The sequence below is a fragment of the Pseudomonas sp. GW822-FHT01E03 genome, from assembly GCF_058802985.1.
The window spans coordinates 22,435-48,618 of the sequence record NZ_JBXAOQ010000016.1 but is presented as its reverse complement, the minus strand read 5'-3'; the positions used below and the strand labels follow the sequence as shown (position 1 = coordinate 48,618).

The following is a 26,184-nucleotide window of genomic DNA, read 5'->3' as shown; positions in this document are numbered from 1 at the left end:
GGTTCAGTTCAGGCAATCGGCGTGTTGGCGCAGGATCTGCCGGGCGTAGTAGTTGAAAGCGGCGGCATGCCGCTTGGGCCGGGCAATCCAGTCGTGGGCTTCACGGCCCAGTTCGGGAATGATCGGCTTGATGGTCCCGGCGCTCATCGCCAGCAGTTGCAGTTTCGCGGCGCGTTCGATCAGTTGCGCGATGACACAGGCTTCCTCGATGGTACCGCCGGTGGACAATTGGCCATGATGCGAAAGCAGGATCGCCCGTTTGTCGCCCAGTGCCCCGGCAATCAGCTCGCCTTCCTCGTTCCCCACCGGCACGCCCGGCCAGCCTTCGAGAAACGCGCAGTCGTCATAGAGCGGGCAGAGGTCCATGTGGGAAATCTGCAACGGCACTTCCAGCATCGACAAGGCTGCAACGTGGGTCGGATGGGTGTGAATGATGCAGTTCACATCTGCTCGGGCGCGGTACACCCAACTGTGAAAACGATTGGCCGGGTTGGGCATGCCGTGGCCTTCGAGCACCTCCAGGTCCTCGTTGACCAGCAGCAGGTTGCCCGCAGTGATTTCGTCGAAACCCAGGCCCAGTTGTTGAGTGTAGTAAGTGCCGGGTTGCGGACCGCGGGCGGTGATTTGTCCGGCAAGGCCGGAATCGTGACCATGCTCGAACAGGATGCGGCAGGTCAGGGCCAGCTTTTGCCGGGCGGTCCACGTATTATCTGCCAGGGTATTTTGCATTTGGCTCAGCGCGTGCTTGACCAGTTGCTCTTTGGGCAGCGCTAATGTCTTGGCCATATCGGTGTCCTTTGGGTGATTCAATGGACGTCGGGTTTGCCGTTCACCGGTTCCTCGCAAAGTCGTCGGTGAGTGCAAATGACACTAAAGAGGCTATATGACACAGTGTGTCATTGGCAAGGACAAATCGTTGCCTCCTTGATGGATAAATCGCTCTACATGTCTATCCGTTTGAAATTACTCAGAAAAAAACTTGGCGTGACGTTGGAAGCCCTGGCCGAACAATCCGGCATGACCAAGAGTTACCTGTCGAAAGTCGAGCGCGGGTTGAACACGCCGTCGATTGCTGCGGCCCTGAAACTGGCCAGGGCGCTGAATGTGAAGGTCGAGGAACTGTTCTCTGAAGACAACGTCAGCCTCGACAGCTACAGCCTGGTGCGCAGCCACGAACGGCAACCCTTGGGCGTCAGTGACAACAATTCGGGCTACGCGGTGCTGGCCCATCAGGTCAGCGAACGCAGCTTGTTGCCGTTCATCATCTACCCGCCGGCCGAGTTCACCGACAAGACCTTCAAGGAGCATTTGGGCGAGGAGTTTTTATTCGTCCACGAAGGGCGGGTGGAGGTGGACTTCATGAACGAGCGCGTGCTGCTCGATCGTGGCGATGCGTTGCACTTCAATGCGCAAAAGCCGCACCGGATTCGTTCGGTGGGCGAGGTGCAGGCGCAGTTGCTGGTGGTGGTGCACAGCACTGAAGAATGAGTTGACTGCAAAAGCATCGCGAGCAAGCTCGCTCCCACAGGGATCACGCTGAACCTGTGGGAGCGGGCTTGCTCGCGAATGCGTCAGATCAGTTGCCGCTAAACCTCGACCGGAACCGCCAGCTTCGTGCCACCCAACGCATGGCTCTTCGAATCAAAGAACCGCAACTCAACCCCAGTCCCCTCAAACACCTTCGCGTAATGCCGCTTCTGGTGCTGGATGAAGGCCTTGCTGCGCGGGTAAATCGAGATCGCCACCACCTGCGGTTTCGCCAGGCGCAAGGCATGGATGATGTGGCTGTCCTGCTCCCCCAACGCATGGCCGAAGATGCACAGCGCCTGGCCGTGACCGAGTAATTGCTCGTAGCAGAACGACAGGTAATCCGAACTGCGAATGGTCTTGAGCTTGTCCGCACTCGGGCCTTCATTGACGAACAGCGGCACGTCGTCGAGGGTCTTGATCGTGTTGTTGATGGCGAAATTGCCCAGCAACGTGCCCTCGGTCGACATCAGCTTGCGCGCCGTACCGTCCTGGTTGCGCACCAGATGCAGACCGCCGTGCAGGTACAGCAAACGGGTTTTATCGGTGGCCGTGTCGCTCAGGTCGAAACCGGGTTCGGCACCCTGGAACAGATCGGTGATCGCCTCAGGCTGGTGTTGCACCGCCCAGTAGTTGAGCAGGTCGTAATTGGTGGTGAACACCGTGCGGTAGCTGGCCAGTTCCTGATTGATGGTTGCCAGCGTCGAAGGCACTACCAGCCGCCACGGGATATGCGCAGCGTGCACAGTGTTGATTAGCGCTTCCTTGATCGCGTAGTAGCGATTGCGCGGGGCGGCGGAGCTGACAGCCAGGGCCTTGTTGACCCGGCTGGTGGTTTTCAAGGCGCTCAGTACCTGCTCGAAACTGCGGGTCTGCATCGCATCGAACACGCTCAACTCGGACGGGCTCAGGGGCTTTTCTTCAACGGTGCGGGCGTTTTCGAACAGCGATTCGTAGCCGAAATCGTCCCACACCGCGCGACTGGCACCGTTGCCCACCAGCAAGCCACTGAACGAAGTGGTGCTGCGCAAGGCGTTCCAGTCTTCAAGTTGAGCATCGACATCCTGGAAATCGGTCATTGCGTTCTTCGTCTCACGGCAAAAGGTCTGTGGGCGGCGACTTTATCACGACCGGTGCCTGGACCACGGCACGACGTGGGCGAAGAACGCTATGCTGCGACTTCGCCTGAGCCGACTTCGCCGAGTACCCGATGCTGCAAAAAAGCCTGATCCGCCGTCTCGACCTGATCACCCTGCAACTGTTCGTCGCCGTGCACGAAGAGGGCACGTTGACCCGTGCAGCGGCGCGCGAAGCGATTGCCGTCTCGGCGGCGAGCAAGCGTTTGATGGAGCTGGAGGAGGCGCTGGGCATCAGCCTGTTCGTGCGCCAGGCCAAGGGCATGTCCCTGACGCCGGCCGGTGAAACCCTGCTGCACCATGCCCGGCAGATGTTGTTCAACGTCGAGAAAATGGGACTTGAACTGGGCGAGCACAGCCACGGTGTGCGCGGCTACGTGCGGATGCTCGCCAACCTGTCGGCGATCATTCAGTTTTTGCCCGAGGACCTGCGGGATTTTTCCGAGCGTCACCCACAGGTCAAGACCGACCTCGAAGAACGCCCCAGCGCCGGGGTGATTCAGGGCGTGCTCGACGGCGTGGCCGACCTCGGGATCTGTTCCATCGACAGTGACGTCAAGGGCCTGCACAGCGTGCTGTATCGCCATGACAAACTAGTGGTGTTGATGCCGTCGCACCATCCATTGGCGAGTCGGTCCAGCGTGGCGTTCGCCGATACGCTGGACAGTGATTACGTTGGGTTACATGCCGCCAGTTCGATCAACATGCGTACCCATGCGGCGGCGCGCCAGGCCGGCAAGGTACTGCGGGTTCGTATTCATGTGCCGGGGTTTGATGCGATGTGTCGGATGATCCAGGCCAATATGGGCATCGGCATCCTTCCGCAGCGCGCCTATGAATTGTTTGGCCGGGCGCTGGGTTTGCACGCGGTGCCGTTGACGGACGAATGGTCCGATCGGGCGTTGATTCTGGTGGTGCGCGATGAGGCGTTGCTGTCGCCGGTGAGCCGGATGTTGTTTGAGCATTTGCGGGATACAGCCTGATAGTTCTCGGCTGAATGGGCGGGCCTCATCGCGAGCAAGCTCGCTCCCACACTGGGTCGGCGCCGCACTGAGGATCCCTGTGGGAGCGAGCTTGCTCGCGATGACTGACCTGAGGCCACGACAATTTCCTAAAGCGTTCGCATTTCGCGAACGCCCGTTGCCAACTGAAGGTTGGATTCCCGAGCTACCTGTCCTCTAGCCTTGGCACATATTCCAAGAACAAGAGGTACCCCGCGATGACTGCCCCTTTGAGTGCGATCAAAGTGATCGAGATCGGCACGCTGATCGCCGCGCCGTTTGCGGCGCGCATGCTGGCCGAGTTCGGCGCCGAAGTGATCAAGATCGAAGCCATGGGCCAGGGCGATCCCCTGCGCAAATGGCGCAAGCTGCACGAAGGCACCTCGCTGTGGTGGTACCTGCAATCGCGCAACAAGAAGTCCCTGGCGCTGAACCTCAAATCCCCTGAAGGCATCGAACTGGTCAAGCAACTGGCGACCAGCGCCGATGTACTGATCGAAAACCTGCGCCCCGGCGCCCTGGAGAAACTCGGCCTGGGTTGGGACGTGTTGCACGCACTCAACCCCAACCTGACGCTGGTGCGGATTTCCGGATACGGCCAGACCGGCCCGTATCGCGATCGTCCGGGTTTCGGTGCCATAGGCGAAGCCATGGGCGGGATTCGCTACACCACCGGCACGCCTGGTTCTCCGCCGGCGCGGGTCGGCGTGAGCCTTGGCGATTCCCTGGCTTCGCTGCATGCGGTGATCGGTGCGCTGATGTCGCTGCTAAGGGTCAAGACCGGGCAGGGCGGCGGGCAAATCGTTGATGTGTCCCTGGCCGAAAGCGTGTTTAACGTCATGGAAAGCCTGGTGCCGGAATACGACATGCTTGGCCATGTGCGCGAACGCAGCGGCGGTGCCTTGCCGGGCATCGCGCCGTCCAACACCTACCTGACGGCCGACGGTGCCTACGTGGTGATCGCCGGCAACAGCGATCCGATCTACAAACGCCTGATGCAAACCATCGGCCGCGCCGATCTGGCCGAGGCCCCGGAGTTCGCCCACAACGACGGGCGTGCAGCCAAGAGCAACCTGCTCGACGCCGCCATCACCCACTGGACCAGCAGCCTGCCCATCGACGAAGTGCTGGCCGCGCTGGAAGCCGCCGAAGTCCCGGCCGGACGCATCTACTCGGTGGCCGACATCGTCGCCGATCCGCACTATCAGGCGCGGGACATGCTGCTCAATGCCGAGTTGCCCGGTGGCGCCACGGTGAAGATGCCAGGCATCGTGCCGAAACTCTCCGAGACGCCCGGCGGCGTGAACTGGTCCGGCCCCGGGCTGGGCCAGCACACCGACGACATCCTCGCGCAATTGGGCCTGACTGCAACAGACATCGAACGCCTGAAAGTCGAAGGAGTGGTGCAATGATCACCGATTATTCCAACAGCCTGATCGTGCAGGAAGTGTCCCCGCGCGACGGTTTGCAAATCGAGCCGACCTGGGTTGAAACCCACGACAAGATCGCTCTGATCGATCAACTGTCGCTGGCCGGGTTCAGCCGCATCGAAGCCGGTTCGTTCGTGTCGCCCAAGGCGATTCCTGCGCTGCGCGATGGTGAACTGGTGTTCAAGGGCATTAGCCGGCAACCGGGGGTGATCTATGTCGCGCTGATCCCCAACCTCAAAGGCGCGCAACGGGCATTGGCGTGCAGTGTCGATGAGCTGAACCTGGTGATGTCCGCGAGCCAGACCCACAACCTGGCGAACATGCGCATGCGTTGTGAGGATTCATTGGCGGCGTTCGGCGAGATTGTGCAGTTCGTCGGCGACAGCCCGGTGCGACTCAACGCCAGCATCGCCACCACCTTCGGCTGCCCGTTTGAAGGCAAGATCGATGAGGACCGGGTACTGCAAATCGTCGACGCCTATCAGGAACTCGGCATCCAGGGCATCACCCTGGCCGATACCACGGGCATGGCCAACCCGCGACAGGTCGACCGGCTGGTGCGCCGGGTGCTGCAAAGGGTTTTCCCATCAGACCTGACCCTGCATTTTCACAACACTCGCGGTCTTGGCCTGTGCAACGTGCTGGCCTCTTACGAGGCCGGTGCCCGGCGCTTCGACGCAGCCCTCGGTGGCCTCGGCGGCTGCCCGTTCGCACCGGGGGCATCGGGAAACATCTGCACCGAGGATCTGGTGAACCTGTGCGATGAAGTCGGCATTCATACCGGCATCGATCTGCCGCTGCTGTTGAAACTGTCCCGGGGACTGCCGGCGCTGCTCGGCCATGAAGTGCCCGGTCAACTGGCCAAGGCTGGGCGCAATTGTGACCTGCACCCCGTGCCCTCCTGAGCAAACTGCCCTCCTGTAGGAGCGAGCATGCTCGCGATGGACGTCAACGATAACGCTGGATGCCAGATACCCCTCGGCGATCTCAGGTTCATCGCGAGCGAGCTCGCTCCTACAGTGAAATCGAACATTTACCAGACAACAAAAACAATCGGACACCCACGGGAAGTCCGCCTGGAGAAACGCAATGAGCCTTAATGCACTGGAGGCCGGCGCAAGCCCGGCCGTTAGCCACGACGAAGAAAAAGCCCTGGTCAGCAAAGTCGCCTGGCGCCTGATGCCGCTGATCATGGTCTGTTACCTGTTCGCCTTTTTCGACCGCATCAACATCAGCTTCGCCAAGTTTCAGCTGCAGGCCGACCTGAGCCTGAGCGACACCGCTTACGGCCTCGGCGCCGGGTTGTTCGTGGTCGGTTATGTGATTTTCGAAGTGCCCAGCAACATGATGCTGTACAAGGTCGGCGCCCGGCGCTGGATCGCCCGGATCATGATGTCCTGGGGCCTGGCCACGGCGGCCATGGTGTTCGTCAACAGCGAATGGCAGTTCTACGTGCTGCGCTTCGTGATCGGCGCGATGGAGGCGGGTTTCGCTCCGGGCGTGCTGTATTACCTGACCCTGTGGTTCCCGCAGCACTATCGCGGGCGCATCACCTCGATGCTGTTCCTGGCGTCGGCGTTCGCCGGCCTGGTGGGCGCGCCGTTCTCCGGCCTTGTGCTGCAACACCTTGACGGTGTGCTGCAAATGCGTGGCTGGCACTGGTTGTTCCTGCTCGGTGGCGTGCCGTGTATCGGCCTCGGTTTGCTGGTGCTGACCCTGCTCAAGGACCGCATCGAAGACGCCCATTGGCTGACGCCTTCGGAGAAGACTTTGCTGGCCAGCCGTATCGCTCAGCATGAGCCGCACAAGAGCGGTGGTTCGCTGCTCGCCGCGCTGCGGATTCCGGGCTTCCTGACTTTGGGGCTGATCTATTTCCTGATTCAGGTGGCGTCCTACGGCTTGAATTTCTGGGCGCCGCAACTGATCCGCAGCGCAGGTACCGAGAGTCCGGTGATGATCGGCTTGCTGACGGCCATCCCGTACATCTGCGGCGCCATCAGCATGGTGGTGATCGGACGGCTGTCCGATGCTACTGGCGAGCGGCGCAAGTTTGTCGCCGGTCTGGTGGCGGTCGGTGCGGTCGGGTTCTTCTGTGCGGGGATCTTCGCCAGTCACACGACCTTCCTGATTGTCGCGTTGGGCCTGCTCGGTGCCGGGATCATCGCCTCCATCCCGAGCTTCTGGACCCTGCCGCCGAAACTGCTGGCCGGTGCCGGCGCGGGCGCGGCCGGCGGGATTGCGGTGATCAACACCCTGGGCCAGTTCGGCGGCATCGTCAGCCCGGTGATGGTCGGCCGAATCAAGGATCTGACCGGCAGCACCACGCCGGCGTTGTATGTCATTGGTGTGTGTGCGCTGATCGCCGTGGCGCTGTTGTTGTGGGGGTTGCCGCAGAAGTTGCGCACACTCGACAAGGCCTGATGCCATAGACCGCTTTCGCGAGCAAGCCCGCTCCCACAGGAACCGCGTACCTCCCTGTGGGAGCGGGCTTGCTCGCGAAGGCGGCCAGGAGAACACCTTCGCATCGTCGGTTATCCCATCAACCCGCCGTCACCAACCCTTTGGCCGGCGCATCAAAAAACTGGATCAACACCACCCCGGCCATCAACAACATCACTCCCACCAGCTTGGGCAGGTTGATCTGCCGCTCCACCAACCCAAACCAGCCGAAGTGATCCAGCAACAACGACCCCACCACCTGCCCCGCCAGCGCCAATGCCATGAACCCCGCGGCACCCAGCTTGGGCAGCAGCACCAATGCCAGGGAAATGAATATCACCCCAAAAGCGCCACCGGCCCACATCCAGAGCGGCGCCTTGCTGATGAATGCCAGTGATGGCAACGGCAAGCGCATCGCAACGATGATCGGCATCAGCACCACGACGCTCACCAGCAACGAGGCGAGTGTCGCCCACAGCGGATGGCCCAATCCGCGCCCGAGATTGACGTTGATCGCGCTCTGAAACGGCACCACCGCCCCGGCGATCATCGCCAGTCCAATCAGACCGGCCCAATGCAACGTACTCATGATCGATCTCCAACAGGTTTTGCTGGACTCTAGGGTATTCGTCGCGCAGATTTAAATTCCGTTTTGTTATCCAGAACATGCAGCAGATGAATAATCTTCGCCGTATCGACCTCAACTTGCTGGTGATCCTCGACGCCTTGCTCAGCGAGCAACACGTGACCCGGGCGGCCGAGCGTCTGCACTTGAGCCAGCCAGCGGTCAGCCATGCGCTGGCGCGCTTGCGTGACCTGCTCGGCGATCCGCTGCTGGTGCGCGCCGGTGCCGGTCTTGTGCCGACTCCGCGAGCGCTGGAACTCGTGGTACCGCTGGCCGCAACCCTGGCCCAGGTGCAAGCGCTGCTGGCGCCGAACGCCTTCGATCCTGCGACCACCCAGCGCACCTTCCGTCTGGCGATGTCCGACTACGGCGCCGCCATTGTCTTGCCGGGACTGATCCGAACGTTGCGCCGCGAAGCGCCGGGCATCGACCTGCAAATCAGCCATGGAAGCCGCGAAAGCATGCTCGAAGGGGTGCTCAACGGTGACATTGATGTCGCCGCCGGTGTATTCCCGGAAATGCCCCATGAGTTGCGCAGCACGCCCCTGTTCGAAGAGCACTATGCCTGCCTGGTGGACCGCAACAGCCTGCCCGCCGATGGTGGCCTCGACCTGCCCACTTACCTGGCTCGGCCTCACGTCCTGCTGGAAATGCGCGGCAGCGGCACCCCGGAAATCGAACGTGCATTGACTGCATTGCGCGAACGTCGTCGTGTGGCTATCAGCCTGCCACACTGGAGCGTGGCCCCGGAGCTCATCAGCGGCACCGACCTGATCCTCACCGTCGCGTCGCGCGGCTTGCGCGATATCGATCAGTCTTCATTGGTTGTCGTGCCACCGCCGTTTCACATTCCGTCGTTCACCTTTGTGTTGGCGTGGCATAAACGGCGGGGTGGGGATCAGGCGTTGAACTGGTTGAATGAGCGGATCGTCCAAGGGACCCACCGTTGACTGATTTCTGTCGCGATCAGGCAGTCGGCAGTTGAGGTCCTGATATAGACTGGCCACCATTCACCAAGCCGTTCAAAAGGACTCCCCATGACCCCATCGTTGCTAATGGCCGTGCTTGCCTCGGGTTTTATCTACGGCATCACCCCGGGGCCGGGTGTGCTGGCGGTGTTCGGCATTGGCGCGGCCCATGGGCGACGGGCCGGGGCGGGGTTTCTGTGCGGGCATTTGCTCGGCGATGTGCTCTGGTGCAGCACGGCGCTGATTGCGATTGTCGGTGCGCGGGAGATCGGCAGTACCGCGTTCGACGTGCTCGGTGTGCTCAGCGGCCTGTACCTGTTCTGGCTCGGCTGGCGTGCGGTGCGCGCCCGGCGTAGCAGCGGTGATGCGCCGCAGGGCCCGGCGCGGCAGCCGTTCTGGCACGGCATCCTGTTTGGCCTGACCAATCCCAAGGCCTATCCGGTGGCGGTGGCGACGTTCACGGCATTGCTGTCGAGTCGCGCGGAACTGCTCAACTGGTCAATGCTGCCGGCGCTGATCGCCCTGAGTTTCGTCGGCGGGTTGCTCGCCTACGCTATTCTCATCGGCATCGTCGGTGCACGGCGTGTGCGCACCTTGTACCAGCGTCATGAACTGGCAATCACCCGGTTGTGCGGGGTAATGTTCATCGGTTTCGCCATCAATGCGCTGGTCCATGCGTTGCCGGGGCTGATGCCGGAAAAGGCTTGAATGTAATCACAGGGATGCAAGGCTGACGGGGCAGGGATGATTGAAGAGCGCTGCATTATCGGGGCACCCACGCTGAACCATGGAAAACCGGAATTCCGCGCCGCTGGCGAGTTATATCGATCTGTTGCTGGACGCCGTCTGTGCGGTGGATAAGCAGGGCCGCTTCGTCTTTGTCAGCGCGGCATGCGAGCGCATTTTTGGCTACAGCGCCGATGAGATGATCGGGGAGGCGATGATCGACATGGTGCACCCGGGCGATCGCCAGCGCACCCTCGACGCGGCCCGGGAAATCATGGGCGGTGAGCCCAAGCTCAACTTCGAAAACCGCTACCTGCGCAAGGATGGCAGTGTGGTGCACATCCTCTGGTCGGCACGCTGGTCCGAGGACGATCAACTGCGCATCGCCGTTGCTCGTGACATCACCGAGCGTAAGCAGGCCGAGTCCCGGCAGGCAGCGTTGTATGCGATTTCCGAAGCGGCCCATGCGACAGAGGATCTGCTGGCGTTGTTCAAGCGCATCCACATGATCATCGGCGAATGGCTGCCGGCATTGAGTTTTTCCGTGGCGCTGTACGACCAGCACTGCGCACAGCTGAACTTCCCCTATCACGTCGATGACCACGAGCCACAGCCCGAACAGCCCGGAACCATGACCGGGCGCCTGTGTGTCGAGGTGATCTGCACGGGGCAGCCGATCCTGTTGACTCCGGGCCAGTGCCCACCTCTTGCCGGCTTCGAAATGCTGCAGACCGAACAGAACGCACCCTGTTGGCTGGGTGTGCCGCTGAGTTCGCAAAACGGCACCATCGGCGCGCTGATCGTCAAAAGCATTCCGGGCGGCGAACGCTACACCGAGCAAGACAAGGAGCTGCTGCAATACGTCTGCGCCCAGGTGGCCACTGCCATCGAGCGCAAGCAATTGCACGCCCGCCTGCAACACATGGCCCAGTACGACCAACTGACCCAGTTACCCAACCGCGAGCTGCTGCGCGAACGGCTCAAGGCGTCACTGCAAGTGGCCCGGGAGGGCGGCGGGCGCATGGCGCTGCTGTACGTCGACCTTGACCGCTTCAAGCAAGTCAACGACACCCATGGGCACGCGGTCGGCGACATGCTGTTGCAAGCGGTGGCCAACAGGCTCAAGGGCTGCGTGCGGGAAATCGACACCGTGGCCCGCATCGGCGGCGATGAATTCGTGGTGTTGCTGCACAGCATTCACGCGGCGGACGATACCGACCTTGTGGTCGAGAAAGTCCGTCAGGTCCTGGGTCAGCCCCTGCGCCTGGACGGGCACAGCCTGAGTATCCAGCCCAGCATCGGCGTCGCCCGATACCCCGATCACGGCACCGAAGAGAAGCAATTGTTCCGGCATGCCGACGAGGCGATGTACTGCGCCAAACGCGAGCATCACCTGCGACTGGTCTGAAAAACCGCGCACCGTTCGTCGTGGCATCCACGTAATTTTCTAAACCTTTTGGGGCGCGCAAATTCAGATTCTATGCGGGCTACAGCTCGCCGCGACTACCACCAAGAGGAAGAGAATCATGCCTAATTCAAGAAACTCGAACTCGGGGAACTTCGCCAATGATCGAACGAAGGCCTCTGAAGCCGGTCGCAAGGGTGGGAAAACCACCACGACGACTGTCGACAAGAGCCTGCGAAACCCGACATGGGCCGCAAGCCCGGACAGAAATCCAAGTAATGGATGATGGTGGTTTTGATTGAGAAGCGGGGGCGAAAGCTCCCGTTTGAATTTGAAGAGGAGGGCGCGACCATGAACCGGATGGCCACCCGATTATGTAATACCAGTCTTGCCGCGTTACTGGGCCTGTTTGCCAGTGGCGTCTTTGCCCAGTCGACTGCCGAGTTCATCGACGAGGCCTCGGCAAAAGGTATTGCCGATATTGAAGCTAGTCGCCTGGCGCACCAGAAAGCCGAGTCCAAAGAGGTCAAGGACTACACCATTATCGTCATCAACGACCGCACCACGGCGAACCAGCACCTGGCTAAAATCGCCAAACAACTGGATATACCGGTCGCCCCCCGGGAAGAAATTGTCGAAAAGGCCAAAGCCCTGATGCCACAAGTCATGGATGGGGCGACCTACGACGAGGCCTATACCGCCAGTCAGGTGAAGACCACGCAGGAAGCCATCGAACAGCTGCAGCAGGAGGCGCAGACCACCGACGTGCCGCAAATAAAGGCGTTCGCCGAAGAAACCCTGCCTAAATTGCAAAATCACCTGGAAATGGCCAAGGCGTTGCAAGCCAGCCGTTGACCTGAAGGTTTGAACACAAACGGCGCGGGGCTTCAGTCACGCGCCGTTTTTCTGTTCAGCACGGATCCAGATGCGGCTTGGGGTTATGCGTTGGATTCAGGCCATTGAGGTCAAACACTCGACGTGATCGAAAAGGTTATTTTCTGAAACCTTTAGCGGTGCTCGCCGCGGTATCGTAGCGTCCCGAGGACAACGTACCGACAGGAGAACGCAATGAGTTGGTCCGCCAAACAGTACGTCGCTTTTGAAGATGAACGCACCCGTCCCGCCCGTGACCTGCTGGCGGCTGTCCCCGCCGGGGACGTGCGCTTGGCCATCGATATCGGTTGTGGGCCCGGCAACTCCACCGAGTTGCTGGTGGAGCGCTTTGCCGATGCCACGGTGCGTGGGCTGGACAGTTCCAGCGACATGATCGACGCCGCGCGCAAGCGCTTGCCGCAGGTGCAATTCGACATCGCCGACATCGACACCTGGAATGACAGTGGCCCGTTCGATGTGATTTTCGCCAACGCGGTGTTGCAGTGGGTGCCTGATCACGCCACGTTGCTACCGTCGCTGGTGAGCAAACTGGCGCCGGGTGGCAGCCTGGCCGTCCAGATGCCTGACAACCTGAATGAACACTCGCACCGTTTGATGCGTGAAGTCGCCGCTGATGGCCCATGGGTCGGCAAACTGGCAGGTGCCGCCGGGCAGAGGACCGAAATGGCCGATGCCAGCGGTTATTACTCGATACTCAAAGCCTGTTGCACCCGTGTCGATGTATGGCGCACCACTTACCATCATCCGCTCGCGGGCGGTGCGTCTGGCGTGGTGGAGTGGTTCAAGGGCAGTGGCTTGCGGCCGTTTCTCGATCCGCTGGACGAGGCGGAACGGGCGCAGTATCTGAAGCAATATCAGACTGCTATCGAGCGGGCGTATCCGGCCCTGGCCGATGGTTCGGTGCTGTTACCATTTCCGCGACTGTTTATCGTCGCGACCCGCTGAAGCAAAACAGGGACAGTTGATGAGCGTCATCTGCCCCTTTTTTCGATTTTGAAAAATCACTGTGGCTTGTTCTTTTTTGAGCGCCGGGCACTCAAGTACTCAAAAGCAAAGGAGGCAAAGCCGAACAACCCGATCAATGAAATGATCATGATTCCCAACTCTGAATTGTGCATGTTGATCTCGAGGCGAAGGATGAGCCGGGAGAATAAGGGAACTGTTGCTGGGCTCAACGCAGCTCTACGGCTTCTTTACTCGCTTGCGGTGATCTATACGCAAAAGATATGAGCGTCCAGGTGGCAGGGTCACATTCAGCGCTGAACACCAACCCACTGTTTTGAGTCATATCAGGGGCTCCAATCAGTTACTCGATCACGTCGATTTCCACTAGTGCCCACGTACAGCCAGCGTACCTTGGATTAGATGTGTGCAGGGTAACGCTGCTGGCTGAGGGGAAGGGTGCACCGTTCTCGGCGAGCATCTCGAAATACCCCTCAATGGCTTGTTGAACCATGGCTATTGCATCTTCCAGATCTTCACCGGCGCTAAAACAACCTGGCACATCCGGGACTTCAACACCCCACGCATGTTCGTCGTCGTCCATGAAAATCGCAATCGGGTAAAACATGTTCATGGTCCTCCGTGAACACCGCGGGTGAGGTTATGAACCCCAAAGGGCGCCCCCGAAAGGCGCCGGGTGGACTGTCAGGATGGTTCTGCATCCATGCGTCGAGCGATAACGTCCAGCACATCGCAACCATCGCGCAATGGCACGCAGCAGAGCAATGCGAAGTCGCTGAGGACCACGGTGTCGGAGGTCAGGTCGCCACGCATCGCGAGGTTTTCAAGGAGCTGAGTGACGGCTCGAATTCTGTAACTGGCGGTGCTGAGCAGGGAATGCAGGGGTTGGGTGGTGTTGACGAAGAGGGAGGGGAGGTCGTCGGCGTTACTGGTTAAAGCCATATATTCATTCATGAGTGATTCCTTGAATTGAAGTGAACTACCACTCAGTGTCGCCAAACAAAAGGTGGTAGCTGTACGCAGGTTGGCGAACCGGGACAAGGCAAACCGGCAGACCCAAAGGTCTCCCACGCACAGCCACCATAAACAGGTAGCCAAGTGCGTTCAGAAACGCTCCGAGATTGCTCGGAGGTTTCTATGCTTTGTCATCGAGTCGCCAAACCCGATACGCCATTTGGACGCGGTCGGACTATAGGTCTCATGACAAAGGCACAGCAATGCGCAAGTCTACGGACATTTCCCAGTGTCGTGTAGGACGTTGCTTTTTCTAACGTTGACCCCTGCTGGGCCCTTAAAAGTAGGGCATTAACGCTAGCGTTGGCAGGCGCATCACCAGATCCCGCGCACAAAAAAACCGGTCACCCGGACCGGCTTTCTCCTGAGCTGCAGATGTACGCTATCCAGTTCTACCGGAGATCACTCTTCACCGGCCCCCATCAATCGATCCTCAAACGCCGAACGCACTGCATCCACAACACGTTGCGCCATGCGCTCATCTTCAAGTATTGGGTACCCTTTTTTCAGCTTACCGGAGACCTTCCAAGCATTTTCCTTGATCGAGCGGATGATGCGATTGGCATCCTGATCCGGCATTTCGATCACTTCTTTGAGTTGTTCCTGCGCTCGCTGAAAGATCACCAGTACTCTGGCCTCATCTGCCATCTCCGTACGAATCGTATGTTCGACAACGCGTGCGGTGTAGAGAACGTGCTCGGTCAGGTCTGGGTACCGCCAGGCAAAGCTTGCGTCTACGTATTCATCGAAGTTGAAATTGCTAAGCGTTTCGTCCTCGTAGGTCACGAGTTCGCCAAACCGATAGGCTGCCGCGTAACGGCGCATGAACGGTCGTGAGAATACTTCAAGCGTACGATCGTAGCCGGCCCTGAAATCGATAGAGCTGGTGATCGTGGCTGACACGGGCAGAATCACTCCGTCGGGCACTGCCTTATCCCGGATCAAGGTGTCATTGATTAGAAAGCGATGGATCCGGCCGTTGCCGTCACGCATTGGATGGATGTACACGAATCCGAATGCAAGCACCGCGGCGCGCGCCACTGACTCGGCACCACGCGTTGCGACCTCGAACTCGTTGAGGCCTTCCAGGAGGGGGGCAAGATCTTCAAAGTGCGGGGCAATGTAATGCACGATGTCTTCGCGCATTGTCGCTTGTCCCACGAAGACAGGGGAGCGCCGCAAGCCTAGTCCGATGGCATCGTGGCCCAGAATGCCGGCTTGCAGGGATCGAAGGGTGTCGTTGCTCAATGGGGCATCTATATGGCCGCAGTGCTGGGCAATGACATGCGCAAACCGCTGGATGCGATCGGCCTGGTCGGCTTCCTTTTCGATGAGGAAACTCGCGCGCGATTCCTTGAACGTCAGCCAGCTGGCCGTTCGCATCAGGATGTCGGAACCAAAGGCTTGATCCAACTCATCCAAAGCCGCACGCAGATCGAATTGCAAGGCCTCCCGCACTGGCTCGGTACGACGAACCAAGGGGCAGAAGTCGGGTGTCCCTGGCAGATTGTTATTGATTCGCCAGCGCCGCGTTCGCAACGACTCACGACGAGTCAGGTAATTTTGTGGTGAAAGTACATCAACATAGGCGCCATTGGTCACATCAGGCACCTCCAGACGTTCCCCTGTCAGCCATTCGTAGAGGAATCCTGTGCGACGGGCATACTGGCCAAAAGGCTCCCGTCGACACCAGTCTTCAACAGGCTGCGGGCCTATGGCCGCAAACAGGCGAGCAAAGAACTCGAGATGAATCTCTTCGTATTTGAGACCGAACTCGAAATGCCCTGCGAAATCGTCTGCAGGGCGGTAGCGTGGCGGATACCTGTTCTCCACGTTTCCAGCGCTTTCACGGCTGACACGTACGGTGCCAATCATCGACTGTACGCGCAGAGGCTGCGCCAATGCGATGTTGTAACGGTTCGCGAGGGTCTGGAAACCGACTTGCATTGACGAAATCCTTTACGGAGACAGGAAAAACGCTAACGAAACTTCCGTATTATGGCGAAACGATAATTTCGTGGGTGGAAAAATACTAATGCTGGATGAAATTTGATACTGAATTCGTATTTTTGGAGAAAAACGCTAATAGCTTTCAGAGTAGCCGACACAGCCGCGAAAGAAAGAATGTACTCACCGATTGATCACAGAAAAGTGACCGACCAAGCTATCCATAAATCCGACGCCATCAAATTACGCCCATAAAAAAACCGGCCATCAAGGCCGGTTTTTTCTGTCTCTGCATCCCCCGTCAAAACAACCCTGACGTGAGATCAAAATTCGATTGGAGCGGGTGAAGGGAATCGAACCCTCGTTATCAGCTTGGGAAGCTGGAGTAATGCCATTATACGACACCCGCTCAGAGCGCTGACTTTGTACCAGATACGGCTGCGGATTTGAAGTTTTTCTTTACGTGGGGCGGGTTTAACGCAGAAGTGACAAAAAAGCCCGGACCGCATGACGGTCGATCGCGGGCAAGCCTCGCGCCTGCAGAATACGTTTAACGCAGCAGGGCGGGGCTTGCTCGCGATGACGCTACTTCAGCCTGCCAATGCATGGTGTTCCTGGACGTTGTGGTAACGCGGTCGGCTTTCGAGTTGCGCTGGTTTCAGGAAGCCCATCAGTGCGTTGCGGCTGTCTCGGCAGGCGGCCTTGTGCTCCATGTCGAGAAAGTGACCGGTGGCCTGAATGGTGCTGAACGTGCTGTGTTGCACGTGGCCGGCGAACAACCGTGCGTCGTCGGCGGCGGTGTATTCGTCCCATTCGCCGTTGAGGAACAGCACCGGCACGTCGATTTTCTTCGCCGCGTGCAGGTAGCACTGGCGGTCGCTGTGCAGCACGTCGCTGATGTGGAAGTGCATCTGCCCGTACTCATGTTCGGCCAGGGAGCTGACGTGGCGATAGTTGAAGCGCTTGAACAACGACGGCAGGTGTTTGCCGATGGTGTCGTTCACCAGGTGCCCGACCCGGTCGCGATCCAGGTTGCCGAGGTGTTCGACGCCGCGCTCGAGGTAGTCGAGCATGTGCGCGTTGATCACAGGGGAGAACGAGCTGATCACGGCTTTTTCGATGCGCCGTGGCCGTTGCGACAATGCCATCATGGTCGCGGCACCGCCCCAGGAAAACGACAGCACGTGCTCGGCGGCGAAGTGGTCGATCAGCTCCAGCAGGATCTGCCCTTCGATTTCCTTGGTGAGCATTTTTTCATGCAGGTTGTGGGCTTTTGACCGGCCCGCGTAGGGCTGGTCGTAGCAGACGACGTTGAACTGCGGATGGAGGTTTTTCACGGTTTGTGCAAACGACGCAGTCGTAGCCATCGAGCCGTTGACCAAGATAATGGTCTTCTCTGCGGCGTCTGCGCGATAGAACTCCGTGTAAACCCGATACTGACCCTGTATATCCAGCACAGCGATTTCTGGCCTCATGTCATAAGACTCCTGGCAAGCGGGTATGCGCGCAAATGAGATTGCACGAGCTTTGTGACAGGTAGGCATACGCCTGGAATTTGAGAGGCCCATGTCGATCCATTGCAGTCCGGTCGACGGGTATTGTTATTGGCGGGCAGTCTGCCGGATGAGGCCGGAACCCTTGGGTTCCTACCGGCAAAAAGTTTCTTAGAAGTATGGGGTGACTCGTCGGTCACATTTCGGCCGACGTCCTGATTCAAGCAGGGGTCACATCATTGCGCAAGTGCCGTTGGTAAATTGTTCGACAACTTTCTGCTGAGCGGTCGCGCGCTTAGATCGATCCGATCTCTTCGTCGGTCAGCGGGCGGTATTCGCCCGGTTTCAAGGTGTCGTCGAGCACCAGTGACCCCATGCGTTCGCGATGCAGGCGCATCACCTTGTTGTCGAAGTGGCCGAACATGCGCTTGACCTGGTGATAGCGGCCCTCGACGATGCTCAGGCGTGCGCATTTTGGCCCGAGCAGCTCTAGCCCGGCGGGTTGCGTGGTGAGGTCTTCGAAGGCGAAGTACAGCCCTTCGTTGAATTTGATCGCGTATTCGGGGCCGATGTCCTGCTCGGTTTCGACGTAATAGACCTTGGGCAGTTTGGTCTGCGGTTGGGTCAGGCGCCGCGACCAGCTGCCGTCGTTGGTGATCAGCATCAGGCCGGTGGTGTTGAAGTCCAGGCGTCCGGCGATGTGCAGTTCGTCCTTGTCCGGTTCATGGATCAAATCGAGCACGGTCGGGTGCTGCGGATCCCGGGTGGCGCTGACGCATCCGGCGGGCTTGTGCAACATGAAATGGCGCAGGGGTTTACCGGCCTGCAGCACCTCGTTGTCGACTTCGACGCGGCTGAATTCGCGGACTTCGCTGTGCGGGTCGCTGACGACTTTTCCGTCAACCCTGACGCGTTTTTCCACCAGCAACAAGCGCACCTGCTTACGGTTGAAGCACGGCAGGTTGCTGAGGAAACGGTCGACACGCATGACTTAAGGATCGGTAAGGACAGGGGCGCGCATCTTACTTGATCGACCCGGACGCTGCTTGCAACTGCGCCTCGACTTCAGCGCAGCGCGGGCACAGGCACGAGGCGTCGCGCAGTTCCGCCGGCAGCGCCTGGAGCACCGCCGGGTCGATGCTGACGCCGTAGCACCAGCAGGCGCGGTCGGCGGTTCGCGGATCGGCCAGGGTGCAGTCGTTGGGTGCACCGCAGGCCGGGCAGAGGTCAGGCTGGTTCATAGCTGGAGTGAGGTTTTTCCACGCAGGTTCGGTTACGGCCAGTTTGCTTGGCCCGATACATCGCATGATCCGCCCGTGACAGCAGGCTGTGCAAGGTGTCATCGGGCTGCTGGGTGGTGAGGCCGATGCTGACGGTCACATGCAAGGCCTGACTGTTGTAGGCATAGCGCTGTTGTTCCACGTGCTGACGAATTTTCTCGGCAATCATCAGACCGGTCTTACCGTCGGTGTCCTTGAGCAGCACGATGAACTCTTCACCACCCCAGCGGCAGACGATGTCGGAGTGCCGCAGGCAACTTTCCAGATCCCGGGCGAAACCGATCAGTACCTGGTCGCCGGCCAGGTGGCCGTAGGTGTCGTTCAGCGCCTTGAAGTGGTCCAGGTCCAGCAGCAAAGCGGTCAGCGGCTTGGGCTCGCGCCGGGCTTCGTGCATGGCCTGCGCGGCCAGCAGATCGAAGCCGCGACGGTTGGGCAGTTCGGTCAGGCTGTCGAGGATGGCCTGGGCCTGGATCTTGTCCTGATAGCGTTTGATCACCCGGTTGAGCAGGGCCAGCACGATCAAGGTGACCAGCAGGCAGATCAGCAGGTTGAGGTACAGCGACTGGCGGATTTCACCGAGGGCGCTGTCTTCGCGTTTGTCGACGAACAGGTACCAGCTCAGCTCCGGGATAAACCGCACGTTGAGGAAATGCCCCTGGCCCTGCACGGAGTATTCATAGCTGCCGCTGTGGGGTTTGGGCAGCCGGCTGACCAGGTCTTTCATGCTGTCGAGTTCGCTGAGTTTCTGCCCGATGTGCGCACCCTGCGGACCCCCTTCGGCGCCGGTGAGCACCAGGCGCCCGAAGTTGTCGACGAAATACACACTGCGTTGATAACGCTGCTGGTACTTGTCGATCAGCTTGATCACGGCGTCGACGGTCAGGCCAACCCCGGCCGCGCCGATGAATCGGCTGTTGTAGTCGTAGACCTTGTAGTTGATGAAGAAGGTCAGGTTGTCCTTGTTGGCGAGATCCGGGTCGACGTTGATCTCGTACGGATCCTTCATGTCCCTCACGCGAAAGTACCAGGCATCGCGGGGCTCGGTGGTCTTGACCTGCTTGAGCACACCCTTGGCGTGGTAGTAGGTCAGGCTGGTGTTGGAGACGAAGAACGCGGTGTAGGCGCCGTAGTGGGTCATGACCTCGTTGAGGTAACGGGTCATCTGGTCGGAGTCCTGTTCTCCATTGACCACCCAGTCGCGCATGAAGGTGTCGCGGGCCATCATCGAGGAAATCAGGATCGGCCTGACGAGGTCTTTCTGGATTTCCGAGTAGACCGTATCCGATGTCAGCGGCAGTTCGGTGTTGACGATGTTGTCGCGGATCGAGGCCCGGGAGGCGTAGTAACTGAGGAAGGAGGTGGCGAGGAAACCTGCGCCCAGCAACGCGACCAGCGTGAGAACCAACAAACGTTGAGAATACAGCGGAGAGCGAAGCGGCATGGCAGTTCCATTGGCAGTCATCCGATGGTTGCATTCTAATGGCACTGCGGGGAAATAACTGCTCTATGTGTGCCGCGAATGGTCGTTCCCACATTCCACGAAGGGTTACGCCCGCCGCCAGCGTGAATGAGGCGGCACTTTGATGGTGCTCGTGTGCACCGCATTGGAACCTGTCCGCCGCTGATCAGACGGTGGGTGTGACGTCGCACTTGGCAGGGGAATGCCAGTCAAAACAGGTGTAAGTCGGAGCGTGCCGACTGCTGTTACAGGTCTTTACGGAGGCCACCATGTTGCGTCGATTATTGTTAGGTGCAGTACTGGGTCTTGGATTGTCTGGCTGCTACTACTACGCCGGTCCTGCCGACGTCTACGGGGGACCTTATTACTACCCCGGCTACTACTCGCCCTATTACTACGGTTACTACGGTCCGCGTTATTACGGTGGTTATCGCGCCTATTACTACGGTGGGCATGGTTACTACCGTGGCCACGGCGGCGGACACGGACATCATGGCGGTGGACATCGAGGTGGCCACCGTTAATCAGGGCGCGAACGAATGAAAAACCTTTCATCGGCCAGATGTTTCCACTTGTTTCGAGGGCGCACCAGATTCCGAATTCGGTGTCTGATCTTTCGACAGTCACCGAACATTTGTCTGTCGCCTGCCAGCGTCGCTGGTGTGGCTTACCCGCGGTCCAGGAGGCCGCCATGCTCTGTCGAATTCTTCTGTTAGCTGTGTTGGGATTGTCCCTTGGTGGGTGCGTGCCTTATTACGATGAAGGAGGCAGTTACTACAGTTCCGAGGTCTATACCTCGCCATCGCCAACCTATTACGCCGGGGGGAGTTCCTACTACTCCAATGGTGGCGGTTACTACACACCGCCGCCCCGGTACTACGTGCCGCCAGCGCGGTATTACCAGCCGACACCGCGCTATTACTCACAGCCACGGATCTATCAACCGTCGCGCTATTACTCGCAGCCGCGGATGTATCAACCATCGCGCCATTACCAGTCGGCCCCTCGTTACTATCAGCCGTCGCGTGGCGACTACCGCACGCATCAGAACCATGGCTGGGACGGCCGTAACCGCGGGAACTGGAACAACGACTATCGCGGAAACGGTCGAGGCTATCGCAGCGGGCGGGGCGGCCACCGATAGCTTTGTACAAAACACAACTCTGAATGTGGGAGCGAGCTTGCTCGCGAAGGCGGAGTGTCAGTCAACATCAATGTTGCTGAGATGACGCTTTCGCGAGCAAGTCGAATCGTCGCACCGCCGCTCCCACAGTGTTGTGTGCAGTTTTCAGTATTCGGACAAATCCGCCAGCGGATGCCGACCTTCCCAAGCCTTGTGAAAATGCGCCTCTACCACCGCATCCGGCACGTTGTTGATGTCCGGCCAGTGCCAGTGCGGCTTCTGATCCTTGTCGATCAGCCGGGCACGTACGCCTTCGCTGAATTCCGGATGCCGACAGCAGTTGAGGCTCAGGGTGTATTCCATCTGGAAGACTTCGGCCAATGACAGGTGTCGGGCACGAATGATCTGCTCCCACACCAGACGAGCGGTCAGCGGAGCGCCTTCGCTCAGGGTCCTGGCTGCGCGGCTCAGCAACAGGTCGGTGTGATCGCGCAAGGCGCTGATGGCCTTCCAGGCGCAACGCACGTCGCTGACATCCAGCAGTTCGTCGATCTGCTGGCGGCGCGGCAGCCACTGGGCTTCGGGCATCTGCGCCACGGCTTCCTGCTGCAAGGCCTTGAGCAGGCTGTTGAGCTGCATGGGTGTCTGTTCCTGCCAGTTCAATTGCAACAGGCCTTCGATCAATTGTGGCTGCTGCTCATCGAGCAGGAAACGATCGGCCAGGTCCAGGTCGATGGCATCGCGGCCGTTCATGTGCGCACCGGTCAGGCCCAGGAACAACCCGAGCTTGCCGGGCAGGCGCGACAGAAACCAACTGGCGCCAACGTCCGGGTACAGGCCGATGCTGATCTCCGGCATGGCCAAGCGGCTGCTCGGCGTGACGATGCGAATGCCTGCCCCTTGCAACAGTCCCATGCCACCGCCGAGCACATAGCCGTGGCCCCAGCAGATCAGGGGTTTCGGGTAGGTATGAAGTTTGAAGTCCAGGCGATATTCCGCCGCAAAGAACTGCGCGGCCAGTGGCGGTACTTCGCCCGGATGGACGCGACAGGCCTCCACCAGACTGCGCACTTCGCCGCCAGCGCAAAAGGCCTTGGCACCATTGCCGCGCAATAGAACGCAGACGATCTGCGGGTCCTTGGCCCAAGCCCCCATTCGGTCGCGCAGGGCGTTTATCATCGGCAGGGACAGGGCGTTCAGGGACTTTTCGGCATCCAGGCTGGCGATGCCGATGCGCGCGCCGTCGGTGCCGGTGAGTTCTTCGAAGTGCAGATTCATCGTGACCTCGATCGGGAATTTGAGGGTTAAGTATGATCGCTGTGTGGGAAAGTGCCGGATCTGCGTCAGATCAATTGACAAGCGTGATGCGCTTTCCTAGGGTTCGCCCCATTGTTTTTGCCGGATGTAACCATGACTGCTGACGACCGTATCAAACTCGAACCGGGCTGGAAGGAGGCACTGCGTGCCGAATTCGACCAGCCCTACATGGCAGAGTTGCGAAACTTCCTGCAACAGGAGCGGGCGGCCGGTAAGGAGATCTATCCGCCGGGGCCGATGATTTTCAACGCGCTCAATTCCACGCCGCTGGGCAAGGTCAAGGTAGTGATCCTCGGGCAGGACCCTTATCACGGCCCGGGCCAGGCCCATGGCTTGTGCTTCTCGGTGCAACCGGGCGTGCCGGCGCCGCCGTCGCTGGTGAACATTTACAAAGAACTCAAACGCGACCTGAACATCGACATTCCCAACCATGGCTACTTGCAAAGCTGGGCCGATCAGGGCGTGCTGATGCTCAACACCACCATGACCGTCGAGCGCGCCAATGCCAATGCGCACAAGGACAAGGGCTGGCAGTTTTTCACGGATCGAATCATTGAAGTGGTCAGCCAACAGCAACCGCACCTGGTCTTCATGCTGTGGGGCGCCCATGCCCAGAGCAAGCAGAAGCTGATCGATGCGACCAAGCATCTGGTGTTGACCTCGGTGCATCCGTCACCGCTGTCGGCCTATCGCGGCTTTCTCGGTTGCGGGCACTTCAGCCGGACCAACAAGTTTCTGGAGCAGAATGGCGAGACGCCGATCGAGTGGCGGTTGCCGCCGGTTTGATGGGCTGAGCAAGAGGGCCCCATCGCGAGCAAGCTCGCTCCCACAAGGATCACGCGAACCCTGTGGGAGCGAGCTTGCTCGCGATGAAGGCAACTCGGTCTATCAGACTGAATCCGGACCCCGGTTCCAGTACTTGAACAACGGCTCCGCCAGAAACAACACAAACAACAGCCGCATCACCTGCATCGCCGTCACCAGCGGCACCGACAGTTGCAGGGTTTCCGCCGTCAGGCTCATCTCGGCGATCCCGCCGGGCATCATGCCCAAGGTCAGTGAGCGCAGATCCAGATGGGTCAGCGCACTCAACCCCAATGCCGCCGCCGTGGCGATCAGCATGGTCAACACCGTGCCGATCAGGGTGCGCCCCATGAACGACGGCGCACGCCGGAAAAACTGCCGGTTGAAGTGACAGCCCAGACCGCTGCCGATCAACCATTGGCCAATCTGGCTACCGCCGTCGGGCAAGCCGATGTGCAGGTCCCAGCCGATGCTGACGGCCGCACTGACCAGCAGCGGCCCGAACAGCCAGGGGTTGGGTTGACGCAGGCGCTCCCAGATCCAGGCCGCCAACGCGCCAGCGGGAAACAATACCGCCAGCCAGCGCCAATCGATGCTGCCAGCGTGGGAAATCGGCGCACCGTCGCCCAACAAATACTTGAAGGCTGCCGGCACGCAGAGCACCACGACCAACACCCGCAAACTCTGCCCCGCCGCCACACGGCTGAGTACCGCACCATTGCGGGCGCCGAGGTTGACCATCTCCCCGGAACCGCCGGGCATGCTGGAAAAGAACGCCGTGGCGCGATCTTCTCCGGTACGGCGCATCAGCCACACGCCGACCACGGCGGACAGGCTGGTGACCAACGCACCAAAGAAAATCAAACCGAAATGACTCAGCACCTGCTCCATCACCACCGGGGTGAAGTGCAGGCCGATGCCGATACCGACGATCCACTGGCCGCACTTGCGTCCGCCAGGGATTTCGGCCAATTGCCAGGGTGTCAGGCAGCGCACGAGGATGATCGCCAGCAACGAGCCGACCATCCACGGCAAAGGCCAGCCGACCTGGCTGGCGAGGAAACCGCCAAGCAGGCCGACCAGCGGGGTTCCCCACCAGAGTTTGAAGGGGGACCGATCAGACATCGGCGACAACGCGTTGCGCCACTGAGCGTTTACGCCAGATCCGCACAATCGGCACCAGCAGCATGACCACGATCAACCCCCAGACACCGACGGTGATGCCGCTCGACCAGAGGATGTCCAGCGAACCGTTGGAGATCGACAGCGCCCGACGCAGGTTCTGCTCCATCAAGCCGCCAAGGATGAAACCCAGTAGGACCGGCGACAGCGGGAAGTCGAGCTTGCGCAGGATGTAGCCGAAGATGCCGATACCGATCATCAGGAACAGGTCGAAGGTGGTGGCATGCACCGCGTACACGCCGATAGCGGTGATGATCGCAATCATCGGCACCAGCGCCCAGTTCGGCACGGCGAGGATTTTGGTGAAGATGCGGATCATCGGGATATTGAGGATCACCAGCATTATGTTGGCGATAAACAATGACGCAATCAGGCCCCAGACGATGTCCGGTTGCTGTTGGAACAGCAGGGGGCCGGGCGTGATGTTGTACAGCGACAGCGCACCGATCATCACCGCCGTGGTGCCCGAGCCGGGAACACCGAGGGTCAGCATCGGCACCAACGCGCCGCAGGCTTCGGCACCGATGGCGGTTTCCGGGGCCGCAAGACCGCGTTTGTCGCCCTGGCCGAATTTGCCGCTTGGGCCGGCAATGCGTTTCTCGGTCATGTAGGCCACCGCACTGGCCAGCGTCGCTCCGGCACCCGGCAGTACGCCCATGATGAAACCGAGCACGCCACAACGCATGTTCACCCAGAACACCGAAGCGGCTTCCTTGAAGTTGAACAGCATGCGCCCGGTCGCCTGGAAGGCTTCCTGGCCACGGTGGGTTTTTTCCAGCAGCAACAGGATTTCACTGATGGAGAACAGGCCCAGCACCAGCACTACGAATTGAATGCCGTCGGTGAGGTGGATGTTATCGCCGGTGAAGCGGTACACACCGCTGTTGGCATCAATGCCGACCGTCGACAGAAACAGCCCGATCAGCGCGGCGATGAAGGTCTTGAGCGGGCGGTCGCCGGCCATGCCGCCGAGACAGACAATCGCAAACACCATCAGCACGAAGTATTCCGCCGGGCCGAAGGCAATCGCCCATTTCGCCAGTATCGGCGCGAACACCACCATCCCGCAGGTGGCAATGAAAGCGCCGATGAACGAACTCCAGGCCGACAGCGACAGGGCAACACCGGCCAGGCCTTGACGGGCCATCGGGTAGCCGTCGAGGGTCGTCATCACGGTGGAGGCTTCGCCGGGAATATTCAGCAGGATCGAACTGATCCGGCCGCCGTATTCGCAACCCAGATATACCGCCGCCAGCAGGATCAATGCCGACTCCGGCGGCAGGCCCAGTGCGAACGCAATCGGGATCAGCAATGCCACACCGTTGATCGGCCCCAGCCCCGGCAGCAGGCCGACGACGGTGCCGATCAGCGTGCCGCTGAGGGCGGTCACCAGGTTGTAAGGGGTTAGTGCGACGCCGAAGCCGTGACTCAAATAACCAAGCGTATCCATA

Annotated in this window: 25 protein-coding genes, 1 tRNA gene and 2 pseudogenes; 14 read left to right on the top strand and 14 right to left on the bottom strand. The window is 59.9% G+C overall.

Annotation, left to right across the window (positions count from 1 at the left end; translation table 11 throughout):
• Window positions 1–3: 3 nt before the first annotated feature.
• Window positions 4–786: an aldolase gene (locus tag AC1RP7_RS25405; RefSeq protein WP_057716053.1), complete on the bottom strand. Its 783-nt coding sequence runs from the start codon at window positions 784–786 to the stop codon at window positions 4–6.
• Window positions 787–945: 159 nt separating this feature from the next.
• On the opposite strand from AC1RP7_RS25405, the gene AC1RP7_RS25400 reads away from it, so the two are divergent.
• Window positions 946–1,488 (top strand): helix-turn-helix domain-containing protein, encoded by a 543-nt coding sequence (locus AC1RP7_RS25400; RefSeq protein ID WP_493182241.1) that lies wholly within the window; start codon window positions 946–948, stop codon window positions 1,486–1,488.
• A 98-nt stretch (window positions 1,489–1,586) separates the two neighbouring features.
• Here AC1RP7_RS25400 and AC1RP7_RS25395 read toward each other — a convergent pair whose 3' ends face one another.
• Window positions 1,587–2,606 (bottom strand): DUF4917 family protein, encoded by a 1,020-nt coding sequence (locus AC1RP7_RS25395; RefSeq protein WP_493182243.1) that lies wholly within the window; start codon window positions 2,604–2,606, stop codon window positions 1,587–1,589.
• A gap of 131 nt (window positions 2,607–2,737) precedes the next feature.
• Between AC1RP7_RS25395 and AC1RP7_RS25390 the strand changes: the two genes are divergently transcribed.
• The 4 genes from AC1RP7_RS25390 (at window position 2,738) to AC1RP7_RS25375 (ending at window position 7,515) form a co-directional block, all read left to right on the top strand.
• Window positions 2,738–3,646, top strand: coding sequence for a LysR family transcriptional regulator (locus AC1RP7_RS25390; RefSeq protein WP_493182244.1), 909 nt, complete (start codon window positions 2,738–2,740; stop codon window positions 3,644–3,646).
• 236 nt (window positions 3,647–3,882) lie between these two features.
• Complete coding sequence (locus AC1RP7_RS25385) at window positions 3,883–5,076, top strand: CaiB/BaiF CoA transferase family protein (RefSeq protein ID WP_407514080.1); 1,194 nt, start codon at window positions 3,883–3,885, stop codon at window positions 5,074–5,076.
• Window positions 5,073–5,999, top strand: a complete 927-nt coding sequence (locus AC1RP7_RS25380; RefSeq protein WP_493182246.1) for a hydroxymethylglutaryl-CoA lyase — start codon at window positions 5,073–5,075, stop codon at window positions 5,997–5,999. The genes AC1RP7_RS25385 and AC1RP7_RS25380 overlap by 4 nt, the downstream gene beginning before the upstream one ends.
• Window positions 6,000–6,183: 184 nt before the next feature.
• Window positions 6,184–7,515, top strand: a complete 1,332-nt coding sequence (locus AC1RP7_RS25375) for an MFS transporter (RefSeq protein ID WP_154861768.1) — start codon at window positions 6,184–6,186, stop codon at window positions 7,513–7,515.
• A gap of 118 nt (window positions 7,516–7,633) precedes the next feature.
• On the opposite strand, the gene AC1RP7_RS25370 is transcribed toward AC1RP7_RS25375, so the two are convergent.
• On the bottom strand, window positions 7,634–8,122 hold the full coding sequence (locus AC1RP7_RS25370; protein WP_493182248.1) for a DMT family transporter: 489 nt from the start codon (window positions 8,120–8,122) through the stop codon (window positions 7,634–7,636).
• 77 nt (window positions 8,123–8,199) lie between these two features.
• On the opposite strand from AC1RP7_RS25370, the gene AC1RP7_RS25365 reads away from it, so the two are divergent.
• The 6 genes and pseudogenes from AC1RP7_RS25365 to tam all read left to right on the top strand — a co-directional run bounded on the left by AC1RP7_RS25365 (window position 8,200) and on the right by tam (window position 13,096).
• Window positions 8,200–9,108: a LysR family transcriptional regulator gene (locus AC1RP7_RS25365; protein WP_493182250.1), complete on the top strand. Its 909-nt coding sequence runs from the start codon at window positions 8,200–8,202 to the stop codon at window positions 9,106–9,108.
• An 87-nt stretch (window positions 9,109–9,195) separates the two neighbouring features.
• Window positions 9,196–9,834 carry a LysE family translocator gene (locus AC1RP7_RS25360; protein WP_218495096.1) on the top strand — a complete coding sequence of 213 codons (639 nt, stop codon included), beginning with the start codon at window positions 9,196–9,198 and terminating at the stop codon, window positions 9,832–9,834.
• Window positions 9,835–9,913: 79 nt separating this feature from the next.
• On the top strand, window positions 9,914–11,260 hold the full coding sequence (locus tag AC1RP7_RS25355) for a sensor domain-containing protein (RefSeq protein ID WP_493182252.1): 1,347 nt from the start codon (window positions 9,914–9,916) through the stop codon (window positions 11,258–11,260).
• 118 nt (window positions 11,261–11,378) lie between these two features.
• A pseudogene (locus AC1RP7_RS25350) lies at window positions 11,379–11,536 on the top strand (KGG domain-containing protein).
• A 72-nt stretch (window positions 11,537–11,608) separates the two neighbouring features.
• Window positions 11,609–12,112, top strand: a complete 504-nt coding sequence (locus tag AC1RP7_RS25345) for a DUF4142 domain-containing protein (RefSeq protein WP_057716657.1) — start codon at window positions 11,609–11,611, stop codon at window positions 12,110–12,112.
• A 213-nt stretch (window positions 12,113–12,325) separates the two neighbouring features.
• Window positions 12,326–13,096 carry a trans-aconitate 2-methyltransferase gene (gene tam / locus AC1RP7_RS25340; protein WP_057716043.1) on the top strand — a complete coding sequence of 257 codons (771 nt, stop codon included), beginning with the start codon at window positions 12,326–12,328 and terminating at the stop codon, window positions 13,094–13,096.
• A 370-nt stretch (window positions 13,097–13,466) separates the two neighbouring features.
• On the opposite strand, the pseudogene AC1RP7_RS25335 reads toward tam, so the two are convergent.
• From AC1RP7_RS25335 to AC1RP7_RS25300, 8 genes and pseudogenes are all read right to left on the bottom strand, one after another.
• Window positions 13,467–13,721: pseudogene (locus tag AC1RP7_RS25335) on the bottom strand (type II toxin-antitoxin system HicB family antitoxin); the annotation flags it as partial.
• Between the two features lie 77 nt (window positions 13,722–13,798).
• Window positions 13,799–14,068, bottom strand: coding sequence for a short-chain dehydrogenase (locus AC1RP7_RS25330; RefSeq protein ID WP_095966257.1), 270 nt, complete (start codon window positions 14,066–14,068; stop codon window positions 13,799–13,801).
• Between the two features lie 462 nt (window positions 14,069–14,530).
• Complete coding sequence (locus AC1RP7_RS25325; RefSeq protein ID WP_493182255.1) at window positions 14,531–16,075, bottom strand: Fic family protein; 1,545 nt, start codon at window positions 16,073–16,075, stop codon at window positions 14,531–14,533.
• Between the two features lie 335 nt (window positions 16,076–16,410).
• A tRNA-Gly gene (locus AC1RP7_RS25320) sits at window positions 16,411–16,484 on the bottom strand.
• 181 nt (window positions 16,485–16,665) lie between these two features.
• A complete protein-coding gene (locus tag AC1RP7_RS25315) occupies window positions 16,666–17,550 on the bottom strand; it encodes an alpha/beta fold hydrolase (protein WP_090453634.1) in 885 nt (294 codons plus the stop codon).
• A 313-nt stretch (window positions 17,551–17,863) separates the two neighbouring features.
• The gene (locus AC1RP7_RS25310) at window positions 17,864–18,556 is read right to left on the bottom strand and encodes a pseudouridine synthase (protein WP_493182257.1); all 693 of its coding nucleotides are present in this window, start codon (window positions 18,554–18,556) and stop codon (window positions 17,864–17,866) included.
• Between the two features lie 34 nt (window positions 18,557–18,590).
• A complete protein-coding gene (locus tag AC1RP7_RS25305; protein ID WP_008050697.1) occupies window positions 18,591–18,809 on the bottom strand; it encodes a cysteine-rich CWC family protein in 219 nt (72 codons plus the stop codon).
• Window positions 18,796–20,289, bottom strand: a complete 1,494-nt coding sequence (locus tag AC1RP7_RS25300) for a sensor domain-containing diguanylate cyclase (RefSeq protein ID WP_493182259.1) — start codon at window positions 20,287–20,289, stop codon at window positions 18,796–18,798. The genes AC1RP7_RS25305 and AC1RP7_RS25300 overlap by 14 nt, the downstream gene beginning before the upstream one ends.
• A gap of 287 nt (window positions 20,290–20,576) precedes the next feature.
• Here AC1RP7_RS25300 and AC1RP7_RS25295 point away from each other — a divergent pair, with 287 nt between their 5' ends.
• Together AC1RP7_RS25295 and AC1RP7_RS25290 are read left to right on the top strand one after the other, a co-directional pair.
• Window positions 20,577–20,831 carry a hypothetical protein gene (locus AC1RP7_RS25295; RefSeq protein ID WP_079246796.1) on the top strand — a complete coding sequence of 85 codons (255 nt, stop codon included), beginning with the start codon at window positions 20,577–20,579 and terminating at the stop codon, window positions 20,829–20,831.
• Window positions 20,832–20,998: 167 nt separating this feature from the next.
• Window positions 20,999–21,451 (top strand): hypothetical protein, encoded by a 453-nt coding sequence (locus AC1RP7_RS25290; RefSeq protein WP_079246795.1) that lies wholly within the window; start codon window positions 20,999–21,001, stop codon window positions 21,449–21,451.
• 144 nt (window positions 21,452–21,595) lie between these two features.
• Here AC1RP7_RS25290 and dspII read toward each other — a convergent pair whose 3' ends face one another.
• On the bottom strand, window positions 21,596–22,708 hold the full coding sequence (gene dspII / locus AC1RP7_RS25285; RefSeq protein WP_154947598.1) for an enoyl-CoA hydratase/isomerase DspII: 1,113 nt from the start codon (window positions 22,706–22,708) through the stop codon (window positions 21,596–21,598).
• A 132-nt stretch (window positions 22,709–22,840) separates the two neighbouring features.
• On the opposite strand from dspII, the gene ung reads away from it, so the two are divergent.
• Window positions 22,841–23,533, top strand: coding sequence for a uracil-DNA glycosylase (gene ung, locus AC1RP7_RS25280; protein WP_493182261.1), 693 nt, complete (start codon window positions 22,841–22,843; stop codon window positions 23,531–23,533).
• A 102-nt stretch (window positions 23,534–23,635) separates the two neighbouring features.
• Here the strand turns inward: ung and AC1RP7_RS25275 are convergent, their stop codons facing one another.
• On the bottom strand, window positions 23,636–24,676 hold the full coding sequence (locus AC1RP7_RS25275; protein ID WP_407514063.1) for an AbrB family transcriptional regulator: 1,041 nt from the start codon (window positions 24,674–24,676) through the stop codon (window positions 23,636–23,638).
• A complete protein-coding gene (locus AC1RP7_RS25270; protein ID WP_057716033.1) occupies window positions 24,669–26,183 on the bottom strand; it encodes a tripartite tricarboxylate transporter permease in 1,515 nt (504 codons plus the stop codon). The genes AC1RP7_RS25275 and AC1RP7_RS25270 overlap by 8 nt, the downstream gene beginning before the upstream one ends.
• Window position 26,184 lies beyond the last annotated feature (1 nt).